Source organism: Sphingobium sp. CCH11-B1 (genome assembly GCF_001556865.1).
In the GTDB taxonomy this organism is placed as follows: domain Bacteria; phylum Pseudomonadota; class Alphaproteobacteria; order Sphingomonadales; family Sphingomonadaceae; genus Sphingobium.
In genome coordinates, this window is the sequence record NZ_LSJY01000210.1 from 1 (window position 1) to 26251 (window position 26251).

The 26251-nt window shown below is 66.7% G+C and carries 30 protein-coding genes and 1 pseudogene; 18 read left to right on the forward strand and 13 right to left on the reverse strand.

Annotation, left to right across the window (positions count from 1 at the left end):
- The 6 genes from AX724_RS21270 to AX724_RS21295 form a co-directional block, all read left to right on the forward strand.
- On the forward strand, positions 1 to 292 hold a 292-nt coding region (locus AX724_RS21270; protein WP_331711467.1), incomplete at its 5' end, for an acetyl-CoA carboxylase biotin carboxyl carrier protein.
- A 13-nt stretch (positions 293 to 305) separates the two neighbouring features.
- Complete coding sequence (gene accC, locus AX724_RS21275) at positions 306 to 1655, forward strand: acetyl-CoA carboxylase biotin carboxylase subunit (protein WP_066770948.1); 1350 nt, start codon at positions 306 to 308, stop codon at positions 1653 to 1655.
- Between the two features lie 97 nt (positions 1656 to 1752).
- A complete protein-coding gene (locus tag AX724_RS21280; RefSeq protein ID WP_066770951.1) occupies positions 1753 to 2064 on the forward strand; it encodes an ArsR/SmtB family transcription factor in 312 nt (103 codons plus the stop codon).
- Positions 2065 to 2069: 5 nt separating this feature from the next.
- Positions 2070 to 2741: an aquaporin gene (locus AX724_RS21285; protein WP_066770954.1), complete on the forward strand. Its 672-nt coding sequence runs from the start codon at positions 2070 to 2072 to the stop codon at positions 2739 to 2741.
- Positions 2719 to 3063, forward strand: a complete 345-nt coding sequence (locus AX724_RS21290) for an arsenate reductase family protein (RefSeq protein WP_066770956.1) — start codon at positions 2719 to 2721, stop codon at positions 3061 to 3063. Before AX724_RS21285 ends, AX724_RS21290 begins: the two co-directional genes overlap by 23 nt.
- A gap of 147 nt (positions 3064 to 3210) precedes the next feature.
- Positions 3211 to 3960, forward strand: coding sequence for a ParA family protein (locus tag AX724_RS21295; protein WP_066770959.1), 750 nt, complete (start codon positions 3211 to 3213; stop codon positions 3958 to 3960).
- Between the two features lie 27 nt (positions 3961 to 3987).
- Here the strand turns inward: AX724_RS21295 and AX724_RS21300 are convergent, their stop codons facing one another.
- The gene (locus tag AX724_RS21300) at positions 3988 to 5709 is read right to left on the reverse strand and encodes a fatty acyl-AMP ligase (protein ID WP_066771102.1); all 1722 of its coding nucleotides are present in this window, start codon (positions 5707 to 5709) and stop codon (positions 3988 to 3990) included.
- Between the two features lie 188 nt (positions 5710 to 5897).
- Here AX724_RS21300 and AX724_RS21305 point away from each other — a divergent pair, with 188 nt between their 5' ends.
- A complete protein-coding gene (locus AX724_RS21305; protein WP_066770961.1) occupies positions 5898 to 6428 on the forward strand; it encodes a regulatory protein RecX in 531 nt (176 codons plus the stop codon).
- A gap of 2 nt (positions 6429 to 6430) precedes the next feature.
- Here AX724_RS21305 and AX724_RS24805 read toward each other — a convergent pair whose 3' ends face one another.
- Positions 6431 to 6562 (reverse strand): hypothetical protein, encoded by a 132-nt coding sequence (locus AX724_RS24805; protein WP_269454178.1) that lies wholly within the window; start codon positions 6560 to 6562, stop codon positions 6431 to 6433.
- Positions 6563 to 6582: 20 nt separating this feature from the next.
- Entirely contained in the window at positions 6583 to 6888 is a 306-nt protein-coding gene (locus AX724_RS21310) for a hypothetical protein (RefSeq protein ID WP_066770966.1), read from the reverse strand.
- A gap of 272 nt (positions 6889 to 7160) precedes the next feature.
- Between AX724_RS21310 and AX724_RS21315 the strand changes: the two genes are divergently transcribed.
- The 4 genes and pseudogenes from AX724_RS21315 to AX724_RS24665 all read left to right on the forward strand — a co-directional run.
- A complete protein-coding gene (locus tag AX724_RS21315; RefSeq protein WP_082733639.1) occupies positions 7161 to 7451 on the forward strand; it encodes a GIY-YIG nuclease family protein in 291 nt (96 codons plus the stop codon).
- 232 nt (positions 7452 to 7683) lie between these two features.
- Positions 7684 to 8211 (forward strand): DUF192 domain-containing protein, encoded by a 528-nt coding sequence (locus AX724_RS21320; protein WP_066770971.1) that lies wholly within the window; start codon positions 7684 to 7686, stop codon positions 8209 to 8211.
- Between the two features lie 50 nt (positions 8212 to 8261).
- Positions 8262 to 8660, forward strand: coding sequence for an NADH:ubiquinone oxidoreductase subunit NDUFA12 (locus AX724_RS21325; RefSeq protein WP_066770976.1), 399 nt, complete (start codon positions 8262 to 8264; stop codon positions 8658 to 8660).
- 245 nt (positions 8661 to 8905) lie between these two features.
- Positions 8906 to 9076: pseudogene (locus AX724_RS24665) on the forward strand (DUF2155 domain-containing protein); the annotation flags it as partial.
- A 35-nt stretch (positions 9077 to 9111) separates the two neighbouring features.
- Here the strand turns inward: AX724_RS24665 and aat are convergent.
- From aat to AX724_RS21345, 3 genes are read right to left on the reverse strand one after another with little or no spacing between them, the layout of a single operon-like run.
- Positions 9112 to 9861 carry a leucyl/phenylalanyl-tRNA--protein transferase gene (gene aat / locus AX724_RS21335; protein ID WP_066770981.1) on the reverse strand — a complete coding sequence of 250 codons (750 nt, stop codon included), beginning with the start codon at positions 9859 to 9861 and terminating at the stop codon, positions 9112 to 9114.
- Positions 9862 to 9905: 44 nt separating this feature from the next.
- Positions 9906 to 10952 carry a S66 peptidase family protein gene (locus AX724_RS21340; protein WP_197421666.1) on the reverse strand — a complete coding sequence of 349 codons (1047 nt, stop codon included), beginning with the start codon at positions 10950 to 10952 and terminating at the stop codon, positions 9906 to 9908.
- A gap of 8 nt (positions 10953 to 10960) precedes the next feature.
- The gene (locus AX724_RS21345) at positions 10961 to 11404 is read right to left on the reverse strand and encodes a cupin domain-containing protein (protein ID WP_066770983.1); all 444 of its coding nucleotides are present in this window, start codon (positions 11402 to 11404) and stop codon (positions 10961 to 10963) included.
- A 54-nt stretch (positions 11405 to 11458) separates the two neighbouring features.
- Between AX724_RS21345 and dapE the strand changes: the two genes are divergently transcribed.
- Positions 11459 to 12598 (forward strand): succinyl-diaminopimelate desuccinylase, encoded by a 1140-nt coding sequence (gene dapE, locus AX724_RS21350; protein ID WP_066770985.1) that lies wholly within the window; start codon positions 11459 to 11461, stop codon positions 12596 to 12598.
- 19 nt (positions 12599 to 12617) lie between these two features.
- Here the strand turns inward: dapE and AX724_RS21355 are convergent, their stop codons facing one another.
- The 4 genes from AX724_RS21355 to AX724_RS21370 form a co-directional block, all read right to left on the reverse strand.
- A complete protein-coding gene (locus AX724_RS21355) occupies positions 12618 to 14300 on the reverse strand; it encodes a putative bifunctional diguanylate cyclase/phosphodiesterase (RefSeq protein ID WP_066770987.1) in 1683 nt (560 codons plus the stop codon).
- A 104-nt stretch (positions 14301 to 14404) separates the two neighbouring features.
- Positions 14405 to 14941: a Smr/MutS family protein gene (locus AX724_RS21360; RefSeq protein WP_066770990.1), complete on the reverse strand. Its 537-nt coding sequence runs from the start codon at positions 14939 to 14941 to the stop codon at positions 14405 to 14407.
- Between the two features lie 4 nt (positions 14942 to 14945).
- Entirely contained in the window at positions 14946 to 16199 is a 1254-nt protein-coding gene (locus AX724_RS21365; RefSeq protein ID WP_066770994.1) for a murein transglycosylase A, read from the reverse strand.
- Between the two features lie 11 nt (positions 16200 to 16210).
- The gene (locus tag AX724_RS21370; RefSeq protein WP_066770996.1) at positions 16211 to 16864 is read right to left on the reverse strand and encodes a Tim44/TimA family putative adaptor protein; all 654 of its coding nucleotides are present in this window, start codon (positions 16862 to 16864) and stop codon (positions 16211 to 16213) included.
- Positions 16865 to 17053: 189 nt separating this feature from the next.
- On the opposite strand from AX724_RS21370, the gene secB reads away from it, so the two are divergent.
- From secB to AX724_RS21400, 6 genes are all read left to right on the forward strand, one after another.
- Positions 17054 to 17554 (forward strand): protein-export chaperone SecB, encoded by a 501-nt coding sequence (secB, locus tag AX724_RS21375; RefSeq protein WP_066770999.1) that lies wholly within the window; start codon positions 17054 to 17056, stop codon positions 17552 to 17554.
- 111 nt (positions 17555 to 17665) lie between these two features.
- Complete coding sequence (gene murJ, locus AX724_RS21380; protein ID WP_066771001.1) at positions 17666 to 19258, forward strand: murein biosynthesis integral membrane protein MurJ; 1593 nt, start codon at positions 17666 to 17668, stop codon at positions 19256 to 19258.
- Between the two features lie 16 nt (positions 19259 to 19274).
- Complete coding sequence (gene trpS / locus AX724_RS21385; RefSeq protein WP_066771003.1) at positions 19275 to 20279, forward strand: tryptophan--tRNA ligase; 1005 nt, start codon at positions 19275 to 19277, stop codon at positions 20277 to 20279.
- A 166-nt stretch (positions 20280 to 20445) separates the two neighbouring features.
- Complete coding sequence (locus AX724_RS21390; protein ID WP_066771005.1) at positions 20446 to 21105, forward strand: DUF4136 domain-containing protein; 660 nt, start codon at positions 20446 to 20448, stop codon at positions 21103 to 21105.
- A gap of 254 nt (positions 21106 to 21359) precedes the next feature.
- The gene (locus AX724_RS21395) at positions 21360 to 21992 is read left to right on the forward strand and encodes a hypothetical protein (protein WP_156448204.1); all 633 of its coding nucleotides are present in this window, start codon (positions 21360 to 21362) and stop codon (positions 21990 to 21992) included.
- A gap of 248 nt (positions 21993 to 22240) precedes the next feature.
- Positions 22241 to 23491, forward strand: a complete 1251-nt coding sequence (locus AX724_RS21400) for a dicarboxylate/amino acid:cation symporter (protein WP_066771113.1) — start codon at positions 22241 to 22243, stop codon at positions 23489 to 23491.
- Here AX724_RS21400 and AX724_RS21405 read toward each other — a convergent pair.
- From AX724_RS21405 to rpsT, 3 genes are all read right to left on the reverse strand, one after another.
- Entirely contained in the window at positions 23460 to 24068 is a 609-nt protein-coding gene (locus tag AX724_RS21405) for a peptidylprolyl isomerase (protein ID WP_066771008.1), read from the reverse strand. The genes AX724_RS21400 and AX724_RS21405 overlap by 32 nt on opposite strands.
- A 46-nt stretch (positions 24069 to 24114) precedes the next feature.
- The gene (gene dnaA, locus AX724_RS21410) at positions 24115 to 25524 is read right to left on the reverse strand and encodes a chromosomal replication initiator protein DnaA (RefSeq protein WP_066771009.1); all 1410 of its coding nucleotides are present in this window, start codon (positions 25522 to 25524) and stop codon (positions 24115 to 24117) included.
- 422 nt (positions 25525 to 25946) lie between these two features.
- Entirely contained in the window at positions 25947 to 26210 is a 264-nt protein-coding gene (gene rpsT, locus AX724_RS21415) for a 30S ribosomal protein S20 (RefSeq protein ID WP_066771018.1), read from the reverse strand.
- Positions 26211 to 26251 lie beyond the last annotated feature (41 nt).

A 26251-nucleotide genomic window follows, 5' to 3' on the forward strand; every position in this document is an offset into this window, starting at 1 on the left:
CGCCCCGGCTGTAAGCGCGGCTCAGGCGGCGCCGGCTGCGGAGCCGGCCTTGCCTTCGGGCAATGTCGTCAAGTCGCCGATCGTGGGCACCGCCTACCTCGCCGCCGAACCGGGCGCGGCCCCCTTCGCGCGTGTCGGCGCGCAGGTCAATGCGGGCGACACGGTCCTGATCGTCGAAGCGATGAAGGTCATGAACGCCATCCCCGCTCCAGCCGCCGGCACGATCAAGGCGATCCTGGTCGATAACGGCCAGCCGGTCGAATATGACCAGCCGCTAATCGTCATCGAATAAGGCCGCTGCACCCATGGCCATTGAAAAGCTGCTGATCGCCAATCGCGGCGAGATCGCGCTCCGCATCCATCGCGCCTGCCACGAAATGGGCATCAAGACCGTCGCGGTGCATTCCACCGCCGACGCGGACGCGATGCACGTCCGCCTGGCCGATGAAGCCATTTGCATCGGTCCGCCTGCCGCTCGCGACAGCTATCTCAACGTCGCCGCGATCATCTCCGCGGCGGAGATCAGCGGCGCGGACGCGATTCATCCCGGCTACGGCTTCCTGAGCGAAAACGCCAAATTCGCCGAGATCGTGGAAGCGCATGGCATCAAGTTCGTCGGCCCCAAGCCCGAACATATCCGCACCATGGGCGACAAGATCGAGGCCAAGCGCACCGCGGGCGCGCTGGGCCTGCCGCTCGTCCCCGGGTCGGACGGCGCGGTCAGCGATGTCGAGGAAGCGCGCGCCATCGCGGAGAAGGCGGGCTATCCCGTCATCATCAAGGCCGCGTCGGGCGGCGGCGGGCGCGGCATGAAGGTGTGCAATTCGCCCGACAGCCTCGAAACGCTGATGCAGCAGGCCGGCAGCGAGGCGAAAGCCGCCTTCGGGGACGCGACCGTCTACATCGAGAAATATCTCGGCAATCCGCGCCACATCGAAATCCAGGTGTTCGGTGACGGCAACGGCAACGCCATCCACCTTGGCGAGCGGGACTGCTCGCTCCAGCGTCGGCACCAGAAGGTGCTGGAGGAAGCGCCCTCCCCCGTGCTCAGCCAGGCGGAACGCGAGCGGATAGGCGGCGTCTGCGCCAAAGCGATGGCCGACATGAGCTATCGTGGCGCCGGCACCATCGAATTTCTTTGGGAAAATGGCGAATTCTACTTCATCGAGATGAACACCCGGCTTCAGGTCGAACATCCGGTGACGGAGATGATCACCGGGCTCGACCTGGTGCGCGAACAGATTCGCGTTGCCGAAGGGCGTCCGCTGTCGGTGGCCCAGGAAGATATCCGCTTCACCGGCCATGCGATCGAATGCCGCATCAACGCCGAAGACCCGCGCACCTTCGCGCCCTCGCCGGGCACCGTCACCAGCTATCATGTGCCGGGCGGCATGCATGTCCGCGTCGATAGCGGCCTGTATCAGGGCTACAAGGTGCCGCCCTATTACGACTCCATGATCGGCAAGCTGATCGTCTATGGCCGCACCCGCGAAGGCGCGATCATGCGCCTGCGCCGCGCGCTTGAGGAATATGTGATCGAAGGGATGAAGACCACCATCCCGCTGCATCAGGCGCTGCTGACCGATCCCGATTTCCTGGACGGCAATTATACGATCAAATGGCTGGAGGAATGGTTGGCCCGGCAGGAGGGTTGAGCTGACACACCGTGCTCCGGCCAAGGTCGGAGCCCAATTCAGTCTCATCCACCCCGCCACCCCTTGCACCCTTCCATATTTCGACTAATATCGAAATATGGAATCGGATGTTGCGGTCGAAGCCTTGGGCGCTCTTGCCCATCCCACGCGGCTGGCGCTGTTTCGCTTACTCGCTGCTGCGCCCGATGAAGGACTGGCGGCCGGAGACATAGCGGAACGGCTGGACGTCGCACCCTCCACCCTTTCCCACCACCTCGCCGCGCTGGAGCGGCCGGGCCTCATCCGCCACCGCCGTGACCAGCGCCGCCTGCTCTACAGCGTCTCCCCTCCGGCCGTCGGCGCGCTTATCGCCTTTCTGACCGACCAGTGCTGCGGCGGCCGCCCGGACCTTTGCGGGGGCCGGTCGTGAAGCGCATGTGCGCCGCCGAAGCGCTCGGCACCGGGCTGCTCGTCGCCACGGTCATCGGCTCTGGCATCATGGCGGAGCGACTCTCGGGCGGTAATGTCGCCGTCGCCCTGCTCGCCAACACGCTCGCTACCGGTGCGGGGCTCTATCTCCTCATCACTCTCTTCGCTCCCATCAGCGGTTCGCATTTCAATCCCGTGGTCAGCGCCTTGATCGCCCCGCGACGCGAATGGGCGCCGCGCATGGCCTCGCAAGTTGCCGGCGGCGTCTCCGGCACGATCCTCGCCCACGCCATGTTCGGCCTGCCGTTGCTCGCCCTCGGTACAGAGATTCGCACGGGCCCCGGCCAGTGGCTCGCCGAAGCCGTCGCGACCTGCGGCCTGCTGCTCACCATCCGGCTCGGTTCGGCTGTCCGCCCCGCCGCGGTGCCCGCTTTGGTTGCCGCCTGGATCATCGCCGCTTACTGGTTCACTGCCTCCACCAGCTTCGCCAACCCGGCGGTCACGCTCGCCCGTGCCTTCACCGACAGTTTCGCGGGCATCCGGCCAGTCGATGTCCTGCCCTTCGTCGCCGCCCAAGTTGCGGGCGCGGCGCTGGGGCATCATCTGGCGGGCTGGCTGCTCGCCGCCCCGCCTCTACAAAAGGAAAGTCCGATCGATGAAAGCCACCATCTGGCATAATCCCGCCTGCGGCACCTCGCGCAAGACGCTGGCGATCCTCCAGGAAACGCCCGGCCTCGACGTGGAGGTGATCGAATATCTGAAGACGCCCTACACCCGCGAGAAGATTGCCCAGTTGATCGCAGACGCCGGGCTGACGCCGGTCGAGGCGATCCGGAAGATGGGAACCGACGCAGAGGAGACGGGCCTCCCGCAGATGACCGCAGACGCCATCCTTGACGCCATGGCCGCCAACCCGGCCTATGTGAATCGCCCCTTCGTCGAAACGGACAAGGGCGTTCGTTTCTGCCGCCCCCAGGACAAGGTTCGTGAAATCCTCTAGGCCGGCCAGCGAGCCAACTGATGTTTTCCGGTTGGCGTCGCCGGCTGAGGTGCTCCCCCGCCCAATGTCTCGCCCGCCGTCACACCCCTGTAACAATGCCATGATTTCAGCCTTGCTTTGAACGGTGGAAGGCCTAGCCTTTCGCCCATGGCAAAGGATCCGGCATTGGCGACCATCGCCGTCTACAGCCTGAAGGGCGGCGTCGGAAAGACGACCTTCTCCGTCAATCTCGCCTGGACATCCGCAGCGATATCGAAACGGCGCACGCTGCTGTGGGATCTCGATCCGCAGGCCGCATCCAGCTGGCTTCTGTCCAGCGACAGCAAGGGGCGGGACGCCGCGCAGGCGATCTTCAGCAAGGATGTGGAGGTCAGGAAGCTGATCCAGCCCTCCGCCGTGCCGGGGCTCGACCTGATCGCCGCCGACACCTCGTTGCGAGGTCTGGATCATCTGTTCCGCGAAATGGACAAGAAGAAGCGGCTCGCCAAGCTGATCGAAAGCCTCGGCAAGGATTATGACCGGATCATTCTCGATTGCCCGCCGGGCCTTACCGAAACCAGCGAGCAGGTTCTGCGCGCGGCGGACCTGATCGTCATCCCGGTCATTCCGTCGCCCTTGTCCCAGCGCGCCATGGGGGAAGTGGCCCGCTATCTGGTGCAGCGCGGCGGTAGCCATGCGCCGATCCTGCCGGTTTATTCGATGGTCGATCGTCGCCGCGCGCTGCACCGATCGGCGCTGGACGCGCAGCCGGACTGGCACGCCATCCCCATGGCAAGCACGATCGAGCAGATGACGGTGCGCCGCAAGCCGCTGGGTGCCTTCGCGCCAGCCTCTCCGCCGGCGCAGGCGTTTGCGGCGCTGTGGACGGAAGTGGAACGCCTCCTGCTCGCGCGCTGAGGCAGCGCCCCCTCGCAAATGCGCAGGTCAGGCGGCGATGTCGTAGGGCCGGATTTCGCCGGTCAGATAGAGGTTGCGCGCCTTGGACCGGCTCAATTTGCCCGAGCTTGTGCGCGGCAGCGTGCGCGGCGGCACCAGTTCGACGACGCAGTTCATGCCGGTGATCGCGCGCACCCGTTCGCGGATCTGATCGCGCAGGCGGGAGCGTTCCTCATTGTCCGACGTGCGGCAATGGACGAGAACGGCGGGCGCTTCCTCGCCACCCGGCGTGGTGATGGCGAAGGCGGCGATGTCGCCCTGCTTGAAGCCGGGCAGCTGTTCCACCGCCCATTCGATATCCTGCGGCCAGTGATTCTTGCCGTTGATGATGATCATGTCCTTGGCGCGGCCGACAATGTAGAGATAGCCGTCGGACAGGTAGCCCATGTCGCCCGTGTCGAGCCAGCCGTCGACCATGCAGGCCTGCGTCGCGGCATCGTCGCGGAAATAGCCGACCATGAGGCTGGGGCCGGTGGTCCACACCTTGCCGATCTGCCGTTCGCCCAGCGGCGCGCCGTCCTCGTCGCGAATTTCCACGACCATGTCCTTGGCGGGCTTGCCGCAATTGACGATCGAGCGGAAGCGCTGTGGCCGGCCCTCTGGCGCGTCGCCGCCCGACAGGTCGGTTTCCTCCACCAGTTCGACGATGATCCCTTCGCCCGGCGGCATGATGGTGACGGCCAGCGTCGCTTCGGCAAGGCCGTAACTGGGCAGGAACGCCTTGGGCGAGAAACCCGCGTCGGCGAAGGCGTCGACGAAGCTTTGCATGACATCGGGACGGATCATGTCCGCGCCGTTGCCAGCGAGCCGCCAGCGCGACAGGTCGAAACGGTCGGCCGCCTTGGTCTGGCTGGACATGCGGCGGGCGCAGATGTCGTAGCCGAAGGTCGGCGAATAGCTGATCGACGTGCCTTCGTTCCGGCTGATGAGGTCGAGCCAGGCGAGCGGACGGCGGGCAAAATCCTCCGTCTTCATATAATCGGTCGACACCTGGTTCGCCACGACCGAGAGGAAGCAGCCAACGAGCCCCATGTCATGATACCAGGGCAGCCAGCTGATGCAGCGGTCGCTCTCGATCACTTCCATGCCATGGCTGTGCGCCGACAGGTTGGACAAGAGCGCGTGATGCGTGACAGCGACGCCGTGGGGGAAGCGGGTCGAGCCGCTGGAATATTGGAGATAGGCGATTTCGTGCGGCTGTGCCTGCGGCAGGTCGACCGGCACGGCATCGGTCGCCACGAAATCTTCGAACGCGATGCTTTCGACGCCGCGCTGCCGTCCGGCTTCCGCCGCCATTTCCGCCAGTTCCCGGGGAAAGAGGAAGAGCATCGGGTCGCAGCTCGACAACTGGACGTTCAGCTGGTCGATATAGCTTTCCTTGCCGCCGAAGCTGGTCGGCAGCGGCAGCGGCACGGGCCAGGCACCGGCATAGACGATGCCGAAGAAGAGTTGCGCGAAGTCCGCGCCGGTTTCAGCGACCAGCGCCACCCGGTCCTGCGGCTTGACGCCATGGGCGATCAGGCGGTGGGCGCAGGCGACAGCGTCGGCGCGCAGTTCGGAAAATGGATAGGGACGCGCCAGATTGCCGCGGGCGTCGTGGAAATTCAGGCCCCGCTTGCCCTGCGCCGCATAATCCAGCGCTTCGCCCAGCGTCCCGAAATCGGAAAAGCGGCGCGGCAGATCGTCGGTGGTCGGCGTCGGAGCCATCATTTCTTGCGAACCCGTCATATTGGTTGACCCAATGTCTTTGCAGTTTGGTGAAAAGTCGGCCGCTAGCAGCTTTGGCCACCGCTTGCACCGCCTATTCTACTCCAGCATCGACCTTTACCCGACAAGGCGCGGTAAAATTCCGGCCCGACTGTGGCATAAAGATGGCGCTTGGGCCATGGTCGCGTCCGATGACCGGCAAACGCCCGCCCGCCCCGCTGGACGAGGATGCGCTGCGCGAGCTTGCGCTGCGCCATGTCGCGCGTTTCGCCACCAGCCGGGGGAAGCTGCTGGCCTATCTGAACCGCAAGCTGCGCGAGCGCGGATGGGGCGGCGAACGGCCCGCCGAGCCGGAGGCGCTGGTCGAGCGCTTCGTCGAACTGCGCTATATCGACGACGCAGGCTATGCCGCCATGAAGAGCGCGGCGCTCGGCCGGCGCGGCTATGGCGCGCGGCGGGTGGCGGAGGAACTGCGCGCGGCCGGCATCGCGGAGGACGACCGGACACAGGCCGATGCGCAGGTCGCCGCCGACCGCTGGGCCGCGGCGGACCGCTTTGCGCGGCGCAAGCGGATCGGCCCCTATGCCCCCGCCCCGCTGGACCCCAGACAGCGGGAAAAGGCCATCGCCGCCTTCCTGCGGGCGGGCCATGACTATGCCGTGGCAAGACGCTGGGTCGATGCCGCGCCCGGCGAGGAGATGGCGGATGAAGGGCCTGGCTGACGTCACGGCAGGGTCACGCCGGCGAAGTTCACACCATCACGGGCAACGCGTTTCCGCCGGAAATGGCGCGCGACGCGCTTCCCAAGCGCCCGCGACGCTTCTGTCTGGTCACGCCGACGCACCGGAAAGGTCATGGGTCCGCGCCTGTCGCGCGTCAGCCGCGCGCCGGTTGGGTCACGGCTTTTCTGGCCGTCCGGGCGGGATCCGCGAAGGGATCGGCCATATTCTGCGCATGGAGCGCCAGCGCGTTGGCCCAGGTCCGGTCGAAGGGCGTGCCGGCAAGGCGGCGGCGCAGGCGATGGGCGCTGGCCGGCGACATGCCCGCAGCGCGCGCCGCCCGCGTGACGTTGCCGGTGGCGAGCAGGACGGTGAGGAAACGGCGTTGCCGCTCCGGCGTCCAGCGCGCGCAGGTGGGATGGGTCGCGCCGGGCGCGGGCGGATTGGGGGACTGCTGTTCCATCCGACAGGGTGGAGCAGAGGAAATCCTATTAGGAAAGGGAATTTCAAACAGCGCGTCATGCCAGCGAAGGCTGGCATCTCGGGAGAGGATGCGGGACGGTTGGGCATGGCGGCAACCTCACCATGTAAAGGCCCGAGACCCCAGCCTTCGCTGGGGTGACGAGATTGGGTGGGCCTTCGTCGTGGTGGCGGAGATGGAAGGCGGGCGCTTTTACTCCCCGTGTCATGCCAGCGCAGGCTGGCATCCCAGGCATGGATGCGCAACAGTGCGGCATGGCGGGGGGCGGCTATACCTACATCATGACGAACAAGCCGGGCGGGGTTCTGTATGTCGGTGTCACGGCCGATCTCGCGGCGCGTGTCGCCCAGCATCGTAACGGCACCGGATCTGCTTTCTGCCGACGATATGGCCTGACCCGTCTGGTTCTGGCCGAACCGCATGATGACATCGTGCTGGCCATCAGTCGGGAAAAGGCGCTGAAGGCGTGGAAGCGCGCGTGGAAAGTCCGGTTGATCGAGGAAAGCAATCCCGAGTGGCGCGATTTGTCGGACCTTCTTCTATAACCGCCTGAGACCCCAGCCTTCGCTGGGGTGACGAGAATTTGGGGCGGGGCTGTCACCCCCCCCGTCATGCTAGCGCAGGCTGGCATCCCAGGCGTGGACGCGCAACAGTGCGGCATGGCGCGGAAACCTCGTCCGGTGAAGGCCTGAGACCCCAGCCTTCGGAGTGTTTTTCGGGGGCCACACCGATTTCATGCCCCTCCCCATGGTCCGGAAATCGCGCTAAGCGTCGGGCATGAAGCCTTTTGCCGCCCTGCTTGCCCTTGGCATGCTCGCCGCCTGTTCCCAGCCCAAGCCGGCCGCCGACAATGGCGCGGAAGCACAGGCCGCGCGCGCCTTGCTGCCTTTGGTGATCCGCAGCGCCAGGGGGGCGCATCGTTTTGACGTGGAGGTGGCGCGCACGCCGCAGCAGCAGGAGACGGGGCTGATGTTCCGCAAGGACCTGTCGGCGGATGGAGGCATGCTGTTCCCGATGGACCCGCCGCGCACCGCGAGCTTCTGGATGAAGGACACGCTGATCCCGCTCGACCTGCTGTTCGTCCACACCGACGGGACCATCGCCTTCCTGAAGGCACAGGCCCAGCCCTATGACCGGACGCCGGTGTCGGCCGGGGTGCCGGTGGCGGCGGTGCTGGAACTGCGCGGCGGGCGCGCCGGGGAACTGGGCATCGCGGAAGGCGACCGGATCGCCTGGGGCGGTTGCGCCGTGCCGCAGGAGACGCGCACCACCGACCTCAATTTCTGTCCGTCCCGCGCCCGCTGACGCGCGCATCCCCTTGCCCGCGCGGATCGCAACGGCTAAGCGCTTCCCCCATGGGAATCCTGGCTAACATCTTCACCTGGTGGAACGGCGCCACCATCGGCACATCGCTCTTCACCGCCCGCAAGGGCAAGAAGGTGGGCGAGGACCATCAGGGCAATGTCTATTATGAAGGCGGCGTCGGCATCGACGGCAATCCCCGCCGCTGGGTGATCTACAACGGCGCGAACGACGCCAGCCGGGTGCCGGCCGAATGGCATGGCTGGCTGCATCATTCGATCGAGGGCGCGCCCGAAAGCTTCCTGCCGCCGCCGCGCATCTGGGAAAAGGACTATACCCCCAACGCCACCGGCACGCCCAACGCCTATCGCCCGTCCGGCGCGCTCGAAAAGGGTGGCCTGCGCCAGAAGGCGACCGGCGACTATGAAGCGTGGAGCCCCGACGCGGCATGATCCAGCGTCCGGCGGGGCTGGTCCCGCCGATCCTGCACACCATCCCCCTGCTCTGCTGCATGCTGGCGATCGCCGGGTGCGGCGGCGACAAGATACCGAGCGCGAACCAGTCCGGCCCAGTTAAGGTCGAAGGCAGCCCGATCCGCACCGCCGACAATGGCGTGCTGCCCGGCACGCCGATGGCGCAGCGCACGGCGGTGGTCGGCCTGCTGAACAAGCGCAACGGGCTGACCCGCGACCTGACGATGAAGCCGGGCGAGGCGCTGCGCGTGGGCGATGCGATCGTTCGGCTGCAGGCGTGCGAGACGACCGCGCCGTGGGAGAATGTCCAGGAAACCGGCGCCTTCGTGCAACTGGACGTGCGGTCGAGCGGCGACGGCAAGTGGCGGCGCGCCTTTTCCGGCTGGCTGTTCCGCGACCGGCCGGACCGCAATGTGGTGCAGCACCCGGTCTATGACGTGTGGGTCAGAAGCTGTGCGATGGAATGGCCCGAAAGCGGCCCGGACACGGTGAAGCTGGGCGGCAAGGGCGAACCGGCTTCGGCCGCCGCTTCCCGGGCCAGCGGATCGAATGCGAGCGAGGCCGCCGCGCCCGAGCCGGACAGCGCCACGCCCGCGCCGAGCGCCACGCCCTCCACCGCCGCGCCCAGCAACTGAAGATAGTCGCGCTGGGCGATCTCCACGGCGCCCAGCGAGCGCAGATGGTCGGTCATGAACTGGCAGTCGAGCAGGGTGAAGCCGGCAAAGCGCATCCGCGCGACCAGCCAGGCAAGCGCGACCTTGGACGCGTCGGTGCGGCGCGACACCATCGATTCGCCGAAGAAGGCGCGGCCGAGCGCGACGCCGTAGAGGCCGCCCACCAGTTCCTCCCCGTCCCAGACTTCGATCGAATGGGCGTAGCCGCGTTCGTGCAGGTGGCGATAGGCGCGCTCGATGGCGTGATTGATCCAGGTGGCGGGCCTGTCCTCCGCGCTCTCGGCGCAGAGCGCGAGGATTTGCGGGAAGGCGCGGTTGGCAGTGACGCGGAAGCGATCGCGGCGGATGACCTTCGCCAGCGAATGCGACAGGTGAAAGCCATCGAGCGGGAGGATCGCCCGCCGCTTGGGCTCGACCCAATAGACCTCCTCCGCGTCGCGGTCGTCCGCCATGGGGAAAACGCCGATGGAATAGGCCTGCAACAGGACAAGCGGGTCGATCATCATGTCCGGGCAGGATAGGCGCTCAGGTCGCGGGCGCAAGGGGGCCGTCAAGCGACGGCCGGCTCCAGCAGCCGGATGGTGCCCGCCGTCGCATCCATTTCCGCCGCTATGCCGAGCGGCAGGCTATACTGGTTGGCGACATGGCCGAACTGGCCGCCCTGGAAGGCAGGGACGCCGAGCGGTTCGAGATGCTGCTGCAGCACTTCCGACAGGGTGAAGCCGCCAAAGCTGGCGCCCGCAGGTCCGCAATCGCTGCACTGGCCGAAGACCACGCCCTTCAATCGGCCAAGCACGCCGCCGAGCGCCAACTGGGTGAGCATCCGGTCGATGCGGTAGGGCTGTTCGCCTATATCCTCGATGAAGAGGATCGCGCCGGTGAAGTCGGGCAGCCAGGGCGTGCCCATCAGCGCGGCGAGGACGGAGAGATTGCCGCCCAGCAGCCGCCCGCGCGCCACGCCGGGGCAAAAGGTGCGGATGCGCCCGGCGCGCTGCACCAGCCGATCCTCATGCCCCGCAGGCGTGCTGAACGTGGGCGTCGCGCCGTCGAAGGCGACGGCCCGGAACGCGTCCCAGCTGAACTGGCCCCAGCTGCTCGACGCGTTGGGGCCGTGGATCGTGGTGAAGCCCGCCTTGGCCGCGAAGGCCAGATGCAGGGCGGTGATGTCGGAAAAGCCGACCAGCAGCTTGGGATTGCGGCGGATCGTCGCGAAATCGAGCAGCGGCAGGATGCGCGCGCAGCCCCAGCCCCCGCGCACCGCGAAGACGGCGCGGACGTCGGGATCGGCATAGAGGGTGTTGATGTCGGCCGCGCGATCCTTGTCCGACCCCGCGAGATAGCCATAGCGGCCCGCCAGATGCGGCGCATCCCTGGGCTTCAATCCCATGGCGCGGATCGTTTCGCGGACGAGGTCGAGATCGAAGGCATCATCGACGAAACCCGCCGGTTCGACGAGGCCCACCGTGTCGCCGGGCCGCAGCCGGGGCGGCTTCACGGGCGCGGAGGCCGCTCCCGCCGTCCCGGCCCACAGAGGCGTCGCCAGCATCGCGCCCATGCCCGCGAGCCATGCCCGCCGATCAAGGGGAGCCATCGACATTGGCGGCATCAATAGAGGCTCCCGTCCCGCCGGCGATACCGCCCCTGCGACAGGCACATGTCGATGTCGGAATAATGGCAGTCGCCCTGCGGCGGCCGGCCGAAGGCGAGGAAGACGCAATCTTCCAGCCCTTCGTTGAGCAGATGATGGCCGTTGGGCTCGCCCTTCGGGAAGGCGGCCATGTCGCCGGCGCGCATCGGGGTGCGCCCGCCATCTTCCACCAGGACCGCCTCGCCCGAGAGGAGGACGACGAATTCATCCTCATCCTCATGCCAGTGGCGGTGCGACGATCCGCCGCCCGGTTTCAGCACCACATGGCTGACGCCGAAGTCCGACAGGCCGCAGGCCGGCCCGAGCCGTCGCACCCATCGCTGCGCCACCATCGCGGCATGTTCCGCCGGATAGGTGGTGCTGTTGGTTTGCGCGATGCTGTCCAAATCGATGCCGGGCATGGGAGCCTCCTTCTGCCGCTGGCCAAAAGCCAATGCTTTCGCTAACCCGGCGCGATGAGCATGACCAGCACCAATGACGATGTCCTGGCCTTGACGCAGCGCCTGCTGGCCTGTCCGTCCGTCACCCCGGCGACCGGCGCCGTGTTCGACGCGCTGGCGGCGATGCTGACGCCGCTGGGCTTCACCGTCGACCGCTTCATGTCGGGCGAAGCACCGGACGGACCGGTCGAGAACCTGCTGGCGTGGCGGACGACCGGGCCGGGGCCGCACTTCGCCTTCGCCGGGCATCTGGACGTGGTGCCGCCGGGCGCGGGATGGACCAGCGAGCCCTTCGTGCCGGAAATCCGGGGCGACCTGCTCTACGGGCGGGGCGCGGTGGACATGAAGGGCGCGATCGCGGCCTTTGTCGCGGCGCTCGCCACCCTGCCCGACGACCTGCCCGGCACGATCAGCCTGATCATCACCGGCGACGAGGAAGGGCCGGCCACATATGGCACGCTGGCGCTGATGGATCGCATGGCGGCGCGCGAACTGCGCCCGAACCTGTGCCTGGTGGGCGAGCCGACATCGTCGGCGCGGCTGGGCGACGTGGTCAAGATCGGGCGGCGCGGTTCGGTGAACATGTGGATCAGCGTGGCGGGGGTGCAAGGTCATGTCGCCTACCCCCATCTGGCCGACAATCCGATCCCCAGGCTGGTGCGCATCCTGACGGCGATCGAGGCGGAAGTGCTGGACGAAGGGACTGACTGGTTCCAGCCCAGCAATATCGAGATCACCGACCTGGAGGTCGGCAATCCGGCGCATAATGTGATCCCCGCCGGGGCGACGGCGCGCATTTCCATCCGCTTCAACGACCGGCATAGCGGCGCGTCGCTGATCGAACGGGTCAGGACCATCGCCGCCGCCGAAGGGGGCACGGTGGACGCGAAGATCAGCGGCGAGGCCTTCCTGACCGAGCCGGGCGCGCTGTCCGACCTGGTGCGCGGCGCGATCCGCGACGTGACCGGCGTGGAAACGGAATTGTCGACGACCGGCGGCACGTCCGACGCGCGATTCCTGTCGCGGCTGTGCCCGGTGGTGGAATTCGGCCTGTGCAACGCGACGATGCACAAGCTGGACGAAGCGGTGGCGGTGGCGGACCTGCGCGCACTGACGGAAATCTACGCGCGGATCGTCGAGCGGGCGCTGCGCTGAACCGGCGCGCGGGCCGGGATCAGCCGGCGTTGCGCGTCAGCATGGGCAGCATGGCGTAACGGGCCAGATAATCCTGTTCATCGGTTGGCCGGGCGAGATGATAACCCTGGAACAGGGTGCAGCCGATGACCCGCAGCACGTCCATCTGCGCCTGGCTCTCGATCCCTTCCACCACCACTTCCAGTCCAAGGCCATGGATGAGGCCCACCACGGCGGAACAGATGGTCCGGGCTTCCGCCGATATGGCGATGTCGCGCACGAGGCTGCGGTCGATCTTGACCCGGTCGACGGGCAGTTCCTTCAGCCGCGACAGGTTGGAATAGCCAGTGCCGAAATCGTCGATGGCGACGAATGCGCCATCCTTCCGCAGCGCGCGGAGCTGGTCCAGCACGCGCGGCTCCATTTCCATCGCGAGCGATTCAGTGATTTCCAGCTCCAGCATGGCGGGCGGCGCCCCATGGCCGCTCATCGCGTGACGCAGGCGCAGGAAAAAGTCGGGCTGCCCCAGTTCGCGCGTCGAAATGTTGATGGCGATGCGCTGGCTGATCCCCGCGCGGGACCAGCGCGCCGCGGTTTCGCACACCTTGCCCATCACCCAGTCGCCCAATGCGACGATCGCGCCGCTTTCCTCCGCCATCGGCACGAACGCGCCGGGCATGACGAGATCGCGCTCCGGGTGCGCCCAGCGCACCAGCGCTTCGGCCGCCACGGCGCGGCCGCTGGCGACGTCGACCTGCGGCTGGAATTCCAGCAGGAATTCGTCCCGTTGCAGGCCGATCAGCAGATCGCGCTCCAGTTCGGCGCGGTCCTGCGCCTCCAGCGCCAACGCGTCGGTATAGACTTCCGCCCGTCCGCGCCCGCTCCGCTTCGCATGATACATGGCGATGTCCGCCGAACGCAGCAGGCCCGCAAGCGTGTCGCCATGATCGGGATAGCAGGCGATGCCGATGGACGCGCCCAGCTCCACATGCTGGCTGCCAAGGTCGAACCGTTCGCCGAGCGCGAACTGGATCGCGCGGGCGATGCGCTGCGCCACCGCAAGTCCGTGGAGGCCCGGAAAGAACAGCGTGAATTCGTCCCCGGCAAGGCGGCCGATGACGGCGTCCCCCTCCCCGTTGCTGACCTGCGCCATCACCACTTCGCGCAGCCGTCCGCCCACGCGGGACAGAAGCTGGTCGCCGGCCGCATGGCCCAGCGTGTCGTTGACGCCCTTGAACCCGTCCAGATCGATGAAGAACAAGGTCGGCAGGCCTTCGCCCGCATGTTCGGCCAGCAGCCGCTCCACCTGCCGGCAGAAGCTGGTGCGGTTGGCAAGGCCGGTGATCTGGTCGAACAGGGCGAGATTTTGCACATGGTCGAGATTGGTGCGGACCTGGCTGAACAGGCTCTGCATCGCGACGGAAAGGTCCGGCAGTTCATGCCCGATCTCCCGCGCGACCCCCGATTGCAGGTCGCCATGCGCGGCGGACAGCAGCCGTTCGGTGGCGGCGTCGATGGCGATGGCGGTGTTCGCGATGGCGCGACGCGCGGACGCCCAGCTGAGCGTGCCGCACAGGATGGCGATGATGAGCGCGCGGCCGACCTGCGCCAGATCGTCCTGCTGACCCGGCGTATAGCCCAGCACGAGCGACAGGATGAAAACCAGCGCCCCGGCGGCACAGGCAAAGGCGGTGGCGCGGCTTGTCAACGTCACGCCCTGCATCTGCCTCCTGATCCGCTAGATCCGCGCTCGCCATTGAGCGCCCGATCGACCGATGATGATGGGCAGTGGTTAAGAAAGGATCATCGCGGCGACCCCGAACGCCATTATTTTTTGCGTCGCAAAATCAGATAGAGCGCGCCGTCGCCGCCATGGCGGGGATGGGCGATGCGAACGCTGGCGATGCGATCCGCATGCGGGCTGACGTCCAGCCAGTGGCCGATCTCCGCCCGGATCGCACCGCGCCGCGACGCGCCTGTCGCGGGCGATGTGCGCGGCGGCTTGCCCGTGACCACGAGCAGGACACGCGCGTCCCGCGCCAGCGCGGCGGCGATCGCCTGGTTGAGGCGGCCATGCGCTGCCGCGAGGCTGTGGCCGTGCAGGTCGATGCTCATGTCCGGGCTGATCGCGCCGCTACGGATACGGCGTTCCCAGCCGCTGTCGAGCACCGCCGCAGGGCTGCGCGGCGCGGGCGCGGCGGGGGTGCGCGCGGGTGGATTTATCGCAGGTGCAGCAAAAGCCGGAGCAGGCGGATCGGGCGGAAAGGACGGCGGCTGGCGCTGGCCGGGGCGGATCGGCCGGACGGAGCGGGTCAGCGCGCTCCAGAGCGCCTGTTCGTCCGGGGACAGGCGCCGCCGGGCCATGCCCTCAGCGCCCGGTGAGGCGCGCCGTCGACCCGATCGGCAGCAGGATGAGCGCGCTGCCCCGGCCCGACATGCCCCCGGCGATGCCCCGCGCCCGATCGCCGGCGCCCCAGAAGCTGTCGAAGCGGTTGGCGCCCTTGATCGCGCCGCCGGTATCCTGCGCGATCCAGATGCCGTTGGGTTCGGCACGGTCGAGCGAGAGGATGACCGGCGCGCCCAAGGGCACGAATTTGGGATCGGCGGCGACGGTCGCCTCCGGCGTGACAGGCACGCCGAGCGCGCCGAGCGGCCCCGCGCCGGTCAGTTCGCGAAAGAAGACGAAACTGCGATTTTCGTTCATGATCGCCGCGCCTTCGACCGGGTTGGCGCGCAGATATTGCATGATGTCCTGCATCGATCCGACTTGGATCAGGCCGCGATCCTTCATCAGCTTGCCGATGCCGGTATAGTCGCGGCCGTTCTGCCCGTCATAGCCGATGCGCATGACGCCGCCGTCAGGCAGCCGCAGCCGCCCGGACCCCTGCACCTGGAGAAAGAAGAATTCGACCGGGTCGGCGGCCCAGGCAAGTTCGAGGCCACGGCCGGCGAGCGATCCCGCCACGATCTGCCCGCGATCGTCATAGGGGACGAACCTGGTGCCTTGCACCTTGCCCCGGATGGAACGGCCCTTCAGGCTGTCGCTGAACTGGCCCAGATCGACATCGATCAGGTCGGACGGACGCTTGTAGATCGGCACGTCATAGCCAGGCATGCGGATGCGGGATCCCGCGATTTCCGGCTCATAATAGCCCGTGACGAACGCCTTGCCGTCGCCCACCTGCACCGCTTCGAAATAGCGGGAGAAGAATTCGGCCGCCGATGATTCGGGCCAGCTCGACGCGGCGGCGCAGGCATTGTTCCAGTCCGATCCGCGCGTCAGGCCGCTGCCGTCGGTGCGGCGCATGAGCGTGGGGCAGGACAGGCGGAAGGCCTGAAGCGCGAGGCGGGAGCGTTCGCCCGATGGGATGAGGCTGGCGATGTCGGGACCGGGCGTGATGCCCAGGCCAGCGGCCGTGCTGGTGTCGACGGTCGGTTCCGCAGGAAGATCGACCGGCAGGGCGGGACGGGGCGTTGCGGGAACCGGCTGCGTCGCTTGAGCGGACGGGGCGGAAGGCCGGGCTGGCGCAGGGCCGCCGGCCGACGGCGGAATGACGCCGCCGGCGCAGGCGGACAGCAGCAGCGCAGCGACGGGCGCGCCAAGGAACGGAAAGCGCGTCATGCCCGCGCCGCTCAGACTTCGTCGGTTTCGCTGAGCTTCCAGTTGGGATCGGCGCTGCGGATGTCGCGGGTGAAGGTCCAGATGTCGCGCGTCCCGACCGCGTCGGTCAGCGATCCGGCGACGACATTGCCGTCCTTGTCGCGGGTGACGGCGGCGATGTCCGCTTCGAACCGGAGCGCGACTTCGGCGATGCGGCCGTCGACGCGCGCTTCCACGATCTGCGCCTTTTCGATGCGGACGAGGCGGTTGTCGAGCACATGGCCCTCCGCCTCGCGCGCGGCGATCGCTTCCTCGAACGAGGCGAGCACTTCGGGATCGCAGAGCCAGTCCAGTTCCTGCCGGTCGCCGCGCCAGAACGCCTCCAGCACCATGCGATAGGCGCTCTTGGCGCCTTCCACGAATTGCGGCACGTCGAAGCTGCGGTCAGCGGCGATCAGCGCCCGGATGCCGGTTTCCGCGCCCGGCGCGATCAGTCCTTCGGCCAGGCGGACCGAATCGCCGCCCGGCTGGGCCATCGGGCCGGGTTGCAGCACCGTCACCTTGGGGCGCTCGTCCGCCGCGCGCGGCGCGGGCTCCTGCTCATGCCCCGTGCGCTTGCCGAGCACGGAATAGAGCCGCAGCGCCAGGAAGCCGGCGATCATGGCGAGGATGACGATCACGTACACGGAAGGCTATACCCTTTGTTCGGGACGATGTTCCCCCCAACATAGGCATGTTTCCGCACAACTTCAAATAGCGGCTTGTCCCACGGCGCGCGGCGCGGCCATTGCCCCCGGCACAGGCCCCTGCTAAGCGCGCGGGTCAGCAATGGCCCGGGGCGCACCCGCCCCCAACCGGGAAAGTCAAGGACGAGCATGGCCGAGGAAACGGACCACATCACCACCAGCATCGGCAACGGCGCGGATACCGCCCCGCAGATCGCGCTGATCAGCCAATATGTGAAGGACCTGTCCTTCGAAAATCCCAATGCGCCCGCCGTTTACCAGTGGCAGGACCAGCCGCAGATCGACGTCCAGTTCAACATCGGCGCCGACCGCGTGGGCGACGACGTGCTGGAAGTATCGCTCAAGATCGAGGTCAAGGCCACCGCGCCGCAGGGCACCGCCTTCGCCGTCGAGCTGGTCTATGCCGCGCTGTTCGGCATGCGCAACGTGCCCGAGGATCAGATCCAGCCCTTCATGCTGGCCGAAGCCCCCCGCCTCACCTTCCCCTTCGCCCGCCGCGTGCTGGCCGACGCGATCCGCGACGGCGGATTCCCGCCGCTGGTGCTGGAGCCGATCGATTTCGGCGGGCTGTACCTGCAGCAGGCCGAGCAGATGCAGGCGACCGCGGGCGAGCCGGCCGGCCACGCCTAAGCGCTCCATGCCCCTCCTCCCCGTTCGGGCCAAGCCTGTCGAAACCCTCCTCCTTCTTTCGGAGGAAGGCCCTTCGACACGTTCGGGGCGAACGGGTTGCGAGGTTCGCAGATGAAGTTGATCCGCGCCCTGGGATCGGTGGGCGGGCTGACGCTTGCCAGCCGCATCCTCGCGCTGGTGCGCGATTCGCTCGCCGCGCGCTATGTCGGCGCGGGCTTTGCGTCGGACGCGTTCAACGGCGTCGCCTTTCGCCTGCCCAACATGTTCCGCGCGCTCTTTGCCGAGGGCGCCTTTTCCGCCGCGTTCATCCCGCTGTTCAACAAGAAGGCGGCGGGCGATGGCGGATTGCCCGCCGGTTATGATTTCGCGCAGCGGGCGATGGCGGTGCTGCTGCCGGTGCTCATCTGCTTCACCATCCTGCTGATCGCCGCCGCCTGGCCGCTGACCTGGGCGCTTTCGGGCGGCTTTTCGCGCCAGAACCCGACGGCGGAGCAGTTCGCCTTCGCGGTCATGCTGTCGCGCATCACCATCCCCTATCTGGCGCTCATCAGCCTCGCCTCGCTGCTGGGCGGCATCCTCAACTCGCTCGACAAATTCTGGGTCAACGCCGCCGCGCCGATCCTGCTCAACCTCAGCATGATCGCCGGGCTGTGGCTGTTCCACGGCGCGGACGAATATGAGACCGCGCGGGTGCAGGCGATTTCGGTGACGCTGGGCGGCGCGCTGCAGCTTTTGTGGCTCACGCTCGCCTGCCGCAGCGCCGGCGTTTCGCTGAAGCTGCGGCGGCCGCGCCTGGACGCGGACGTGAAGGAGCTTCTGCGCCTGATCGTGCCGGCCGCCGCCGGGGCGGGCGCGGCGCAGATCAACCTGCTCGTCTCCACCGCCCTGTCGGGCTGGCTGCTGGCGTCGGGCTCCATCACCTATATCTATTATGCCGACCGGCTGAACCAGCTGCCGCTGGGCCTGATCGGCATCGGCCTTGGCACCATCCTTTTGCCCACCGTGTCGCGGATGTTGTCCAGGGGGCAGGAGGCCGAAGCCATGGAGACACAGAACAGGGGGATCGAACTCGCCCTGTTCCTGACGCTGCCCGCCACCGTCGCCTTCCTGACCGTAGCCGAACCGATCGTGCGCGGGCTGTTCCAATATGGCCGCTTCACGGCGGAGGATGCGATGCGGTGCGGATGGGCGTTGTCGGCCTTTTCCATCGGCCTGCCTTCCTATGTGCTGGTGAAGGTGCTGACGCCGGGCTATTATGCGCGCGGCGACACCAGGACGCCGGTGCGTTATGCGATGCTGTCGATCCTGATCAACATCGTGGGCAATATCGCGATGATCCCGTCTTTGGGAACCATTGGCCTGGGCCATATCGGCCCGCCGCTCGCCACCGCCCTGTCCTCCACCGTCAATGTGGCGATGCTGTATCGCACGCTGGTGAAGCGCGGCCATTTCCATGCCGACGCGGGGCTGCGCCGCCGTCTGCCACGCCTCGCGATCGCCGCTGTCATCATGGGCGGGGCGCTGCTGGCGGGCAAGCATCTGCTCGACCCGTGGCTCACCGGCGCGATGCTGCAGCGCTATGCGGCGCTGTCCCTGCTTGTCGGCGCGGGCGTCGCGCTGTACGGGCTGGCCAGTGTCGTGGTGGGCGCCTACCGCCTGTCCGACATCAAGGCGCTGATGCGCCGCAAGTCCGCAACCTCCTGAACCAACGGATACCCCCATGCGCGTCCTTTCCGGCATCCAGCCGACCGGCAACCTGCACCTTGGCAACTATCTGGGCGCGATCCGCAACTGGGTGCGGATGCAGGACGAGATGGACAGCGCGAGCCAGTGCTTCTTCTTCCTGGCCGACATGCATTCGGTGACGGTGCATGAGGGACGCGAGCAGCGCATCCGCAACGTGCGCGACATGGCCGCCGCGCTGGTCGCCGCCGGGATCGATCCCGACAGGAGCGTCCTGTTCAACCAGGCGCGCGTGCCCGCTCATGCCGAGCTGTGCTGGTTGCTCAACGGCACCGCGCGGATCGGCTGGCTCAACCGCATGACCCAGTTCAAGGACAAGGCGGGCAAGGACCGCGAAGGCGCGTCCGTCGGCCTCTTCGTCTATCCGGTGCTCCAGGCCGCCGACATCCTGGTCTACAACGCCACCCATGTGCCCGTGGGCGAGGACCAGAAGCAGCATCTGGAACTGGCGCGCGACATTGCGGCGAAGTTCAACACCGATTTCGGCGTGGACCTCTTTACCCTGCCCGACCCGATCATTCCCAAGGAATCGGCGCGGATCATGTCATTCCGCGACGGGACCGCGAAAATGTCCAAGTCCGATCCGTCCGACATGAGCCGCATCAACCTGACCGACGATGACGACGCCATCATGACCAAGGTGAAGAAGGCCAAGACCGATCCCGAACCGCTGCCCGAAAGCGCCGAAGGGCTGGCCGGGCGGCCGGAAGCGGGCAATCTGGTCGGCATCTTCGCCACTTTGTCCGGCAGCACGGCCGACGCGGTGTGCGCCGATTTTGCGGGCAAGGGCTTTGGCGCGTTCAAGCCGGCGCTGGGCGAATTGCTGGTCGAGACGCTGCGCCCGATCCGCGAACGCTTCCTGGAACTGCGCACCGACGATGCGGCGCTGGACGCCATTCTGGACAAGGGCGCGGCCAAGGCGGCGGCGGCGGCCGAACCGACGCTGCGCGCGGCCTATGACGCGATGGGGCTGATGCGTTAGGGGACGGGATACGGGTTTTCGCGGGTCGCGCCGTCCCATTTCCGACCGGACATGGTTTTGCGCCCATATGGTTGGTTCGAGCGTTCAAACGATGTTCAGTTGCGTTTTGCTAGGGCAGGGCGCAGAAGATCAACAGGCGCATCGCCTGGATACAGGACGTGAGAAAATGACCCGTTTCAAGAAGTTCGGCCTGATCGCGGCGCCCGCCCTGGCGCTGGTGTCGCTGTCGGGATGCGCGACCGGCTTCAAGGCCGATGTCGCCCGTTTCCAGCAGCTCCCGGCCCCCGCCGGGCAGAGCTATACCATCGTCGCCGACGATCCGCGGCTGTCGGGCGGCCTGGAATTTTCGCACTATGCCGATCTGGTCGGACAGCGGCTGAGCCAGACCGGCTATGTGCAGGCCAGCGACCCGGCGCGCGCGGACCTGATCGTCCGCGTCGCCTATGATGTCGACAATGGCCGCGAGAAGGTGCGCTCGACCGGCTTTGCCGGGGCCGGTTGGGGCCCTGGCTGGGGTCCGGGCTGGGGCCGTGGTCGCGGATACTGGGGCCGCCCCTGGGGCTATGGCTTCTATGACCCCTGGCTGTTCGGCGGCGCAGGCTATGGCGACGTCAGCAGCTATACCGTCTATACCAGCGACCTGAGCCTCAAGATCGACCGCGCGGCGGACAATCGCCGCCTGTTCGAGGGCAAGGCGCAGGCCCAGTCGCTGTCCAACAAGCTGACCTATCTGGTGCCGAACCTGATCGACGCGATGTTCACCAACTTTCCGGGGCAGAACGGCGAAAGCGTGAAGATCACCCTGCCGCCCGAAAAGAAGGGCTGAGCACTCTATCGCTATGAAGCGGCGAGAGGCCCGGCGTTCGCGTGAACGCCGGGCCTTTTGCTGTGGGGCGTAGATGAGGGGCGAGCGTTCGCTGTAGTCGGGCCGCTGTTGCAAAAGGGCAGGAAGCAGGATGCCGGGTCGAGCCCGGCATGACGAAGGGGTGGCGAAGGTCGACCATTGGCGGGCATTTGTCTGCCTTGCACGATGCTCTGAAAGCAGACACAATCGGACGAAAATAGCGGCGTGAGAAGCCAATGGTCTATGTATTTTGCCATATTGAAGATGTCGGCAATGGCTTCCCGCCAATGTGCGACATGACCTTTGAAATTATCGAAAAGAAGTATGACGAAGCTCGGTCTTGCTGGAAAATAGCTTTTCGCGCGGATGCTCCCCCTTATGAGCCTGTGGGATTTGGAGCTACTATCCCGACTTCTGGATGGCGAGAGCAAGTCGATGGGGAAGGTGAAGATGCATTCCACAGCTTCTGGGGGTCGATCATCCTTCATTCGCGCGGCGTTGAAAGCGATCGGCTATTGGGCCTTCTGGCAAAGCAATATGGAATTCCGGCACCGGCAAAGGCGAACGGTCTGTTTGAAAGAATGCTAGGAAAGAAAGGCGATGGAATTGAGCATGGGTGGATCTTTGCAAATAGCATTGAATGCCTCGCAGTAGGTATCAACTCCAATCCCGCGTTAATTGCTGATGACGTAGTTCACATGAAAATATTTTTGGAAGATGGTGTCGAAGACGGACGCTACGCCGAAATTTTCTTTAACGTTGATATGCCGGAGGGGTTCGCAGCGTTAAACGAGAAGGACCAAGATTATCGCGCAGATTTGGTTCACTGGCTGTCATTGCCGGGAGATGTCGATGCCAATCCGTACTAATGAGGGTGGCCTGCTTTACTGCGAATTGACGTCCGCTATCGCCTGATCCGCGTCCTAAACTTGCCTGTCCGCTATCCACCCCACTCCGTCATCCCAACGAAAGCTGGGATCCCACTTTCTTACAGCGCTGAGGAAATAAAGAGATGCCAGCCTGCGCTGGCATGACGGGATGGGGGAGACTGTCCGTCGCACGCCCAAATCCATTCACCCCCTATCCTGCGCCCCGCCTGCCCGGTAGCCTGCTGCCCATGTCCCTGACCGTCCGCATCCTGATCGCGCTGGTGCTGGGGCTGGGGTGCGGGATCGGGCTGGCGGAATGGGGTGCGGGCGTCGAGGGGGAGATCGTCGCGGTCGCGCAGCCGATCGGCAAGGCGTGGCTCGGCGGATTGCAGATGCCGCTCATCCCCCTGATCTTCGCGCTGCTGGTCATGGGCATCGCCCAGGCGGCGGCGACCGCGCGCAGCAACGGGACGGCGGGACGCGCGATTGGCCTGTTCGCGATCCTGCTGCTGCTGTCGGCCGGCGTGGCGGCGATCGCGGGGCCGCTGATGCTGCATCTGTGGCCGGTGCCCGCGAGCGCGATGGGCGCGCTGACCGGCGCTGGCCCGGTGAGCGAGGTGCCGGACGTGCGGCCTTCCGCCGAGTGGCTGCTGGGCTTCATCCCGGTCAACCCGATCAAGGCCGCGAGCGAGGGTCAGGTGGTGGCGGTGGTGCTGTTCGCGCTGGTGTTCGGCTTTGCGGTCACGCGAATCGCGGCGGAGCGGCGGGCGATGCTGACCGGATTTTTCGAGGCGCTGGCCGACGCGCTGCTGGTGGTGGTCGGATGGGTGCTGTGGCTCGCGCCCGTCGGCGTCTTCGCGCTGGCGCTGGTGGCGGGCGCGCGGTCGGGCCTCGCCACGGCGGGGGCGCTCCTCCACTATATCGGCTTCATCGTGCTGCTGTGCCTGCTGGTGACGCTGCTCGTCTATCCGCTGGCGATGATCGCGGGGCGGATCGCGCCGGGGCGGTTCGCGCGTGCCGCCCTGCCCGCGCAGGCCATCGCCTTTTCAACGCAAAGTTCGATCGCGTCGCTGCCCGCGATGATCCAGGCCTGCGACGGCGGCCTTGGCGTGCGGACAACGACGCGCAGCATCGTGCTGCCGCTCGCCATATCCCTGTTCCGCATCACGAGTCCCCCCGCCAATCTGGGCGTGGCCCTTTATCTGGGGGCGATGAGCGGCGTGCCGCTCGGCCCGACGCAATTGGTCCTGGGCGTATTGGTGGCGGCGATCGTCAGCCTGGCGGCGGTGGGGCTGCCCAGCCAGATCACCTTCTTCACCACCACCGGCCCCATATGCCTTGCGATGGGCGTGCCGGTCGAGGCGCTGCCGCTGTTGCTGGCGGTGGAGACCGTGCCCGACATCTTCCGCACGGTGGGCAACGTCACCGCCGACATGGCGACAGCGCGGATCATCGATCAGGGCGCGGTCAGGGAATCCGCCGCGCCGTCAGGATCCTGACCGGCGTTTCCAGCATCTGCCCCTTCATCACGCCCTCGCCCCTGGTAGGCGATTTGGGATCGGCGAGGATCGCCTTCACCACGTCCATCCCCTCCACCATATGGGCAAAGACGGCAAAGCCCTGATTGTCGCCGGCCGCTTGCGGATGGGCGTCCATCGCCGGCATCTTGCCCAGTACGATGAAGAAGTCGCCGGTGGCGCTGCCCGGCGCATAACGGGCCATGGACAGCGCGCCGTCATCATGGGTGAGGCCGGTCTGGCTGGTGGGTTCATGCGCGATGGGCGGCAGGATGCGCTTGGGGTCGTTCTGCGCTCCGCCCTGCACGAAGCCATAGTCGGGCGCGCCGACGCCCCGATAGAAAGCGGTGCCGTCGAGTCGTTTCTGGTCCACATATTTGAGGAAATTGCCGGCCGTGACAGGCGCCTTGCCGGCATGGACGGCGATGACGATGCGCCCCTTGTCCGTTTCCAGCGCGACGCGGACGTCGCCGGGCATCGGCGCTGGCGGCACGCCCTGGGCGGCGGCGTGCGGGACGATGAGAAGGGCGAGCAGCAGGAGCAGGGCGGAGCGAATCATGGCCCCTAGCCTAGCTGCTCCCGCCCCGGACGCCAGAGCCCGTCTGTCAGCCTTCCAGCTGGCGCAGCAGGGCACGCACGTCGGCATCGATGTCGGGGTTGCTTTCGCGCAGCTGTTCGATGGTGCGCACGGCGTGGATGACCGTGCTGTGATCGCGCCCGCCGAAGATGCGGCCGATTTCCGGCAGCGAACGCGGCGTCATCTTCTTGGCGAGATACATGGCGACCTGGCGTGGCCGGGCGACAGCGCGCGCGCGGCGCTTGGAGCGCATTTCCGCGGGATCGATCTTGTAATGGGCGGCGCAGGCCTTCTGGATTTCGTCCACGGTGATGCGGCGCGTATTGGCGCGCACCGCGTCCGCCAGCATCTGCTGCGCGAAGTCGAGGTCGATCGAGCGGCCGGTGAGCTGCCCATAGGCGACCAGCTTGTTGAACGCGCCTTCCAGTTCGCGCACGTTCGAGCGGATCGAGCGGGCGAGGAAATCGATGACGGCATCCGGCACCGGCGGGTCGCCGGCCACCAGCCGCTTCGATTCGAGGATGGCGAGCCGCAGGTCGAGCCCGGCGGGCTGGATGTCGGCGACCAGGCCACCGGCGAGCCGCGACAGGATGCGCGGATCGATCGATTCGAGCAGTTGCGGCGCGCGGTCGGCGGTGACGACGATGCGCGCCCCCGAATCGATGAGGTCGTTGACCGTGTGCAGGAATTCCTCCTGCGTCGACCCCTTGCCCGCGATGAACTGGATGTCGTCGATCAACAGCAGCCGGGCTGCCCGCAGCCGCGCCTTGAACGCCATCGTGTCGTTGGCGCGCATGGCGTTCACGAATTCCATCATGAAGCGCTCCGCCGACATGTAGAGCACCGGCTGCTGCGGCGAATGGGCGGAAAATTCGGCGGCGATCGCGTGCAGCAGGTGCGTCTTGCCCTGGCCGGTGCCGCCATGGATGAAGAGCGGGCTGAAGCGCGGCGTGGCTTCGCCCGCCATCGCCTGCGCCGCCGAACAGGCGAGCCGGTTGGTATCGCCCACAACGAAATCGGCAAAGCCATGGCGCGGCTGGAAATTGGACGCGGGCGCTGCAGCCACGGCGGCGGGCGCGGGCGCAGCCTGTTCGACATGCACCACCTCCAGCAGGCGGAGGCCGGCCGAATCGGGCGCAGGGCGCACCCGCACGTCCCGCACCGACGCGCCCGCCGCGCGCCACGCCATGCGCAGGCGATCGCCGAAATGGCCGGACACGAAATTGGCGCTGAAATCGCTCGCCACCAACAGGTCGAGGGTCTGCGATTCGGGGCAATAATCGCCAAGCCGCACGGGCTTTAGCCACTGGTCGAACATCCGGGCGCCGATATCGCGGCGCAGGCCGGCTCGGATCGCGGCCCAGGCCGATTCCAGGGCTTCGTCGGCCCGAATCGTCTGTCCATCCTGCCAAGCCACAACGCGCACCCCGTCCTTCATCTTTTTCCCTGTTCCCCACACCCGGTACGCCCCGATACGGAGCGGCACGATTGGACGCACGAACCCAGTCAGAAAAGCCCCCGCCTTCCCGAGCACATGCGCTGAAAATCTGTCATGACGGCCAGAGGTCAGTGATTCGACAGCGGCCGGATTTCAAAAATAGACAGGGCGGCAGGGCCGGATCAAGGCCAAGACGGTTCAAAAAAATGAAATAAAGACGTTGACGCGGATAAGCGCCAAAAATCGGCGTTACTTATTTTTTTGTTTTTTATCAGCCTATTACTTCAACAAAACTATGTTGCAGCGCGTCGAATCGCGGGAAATGCGTCACTGTCCGAAAATGACATCCATGTGAATGCAGCGAAAAAGCCCGCCTCGGTGAACCGAGGCGGGCTGTTCAGGTCCGAGCCTTGTCGAAAGGGTCAGGCGAGCGCGCTGACAGCCTTGGTCAGGCGGCCGAACTTGCGCGCGGCGGTGTTCTTGTGCAGCACGCCGCGGGCAACGCCACGGGCCAGTTCGGGCTGAACGGACTGCAGCGCCGTGGCGGCGGCGGCCTTGTCACCGGCGGTGATGGCGGCTTCCACCTTCTTCACCAGGGTGCGGATCCGGCTGATGCGGGCGCCATTGATCGCGGCGCGACGCTCGTTGCGACGGATGCGCTTCTTGGCTTGCGGCGTATTGGCCATTCTTTTCCTCGGTTCTCGTCAAATCTAGGGCAAGAGGCCCG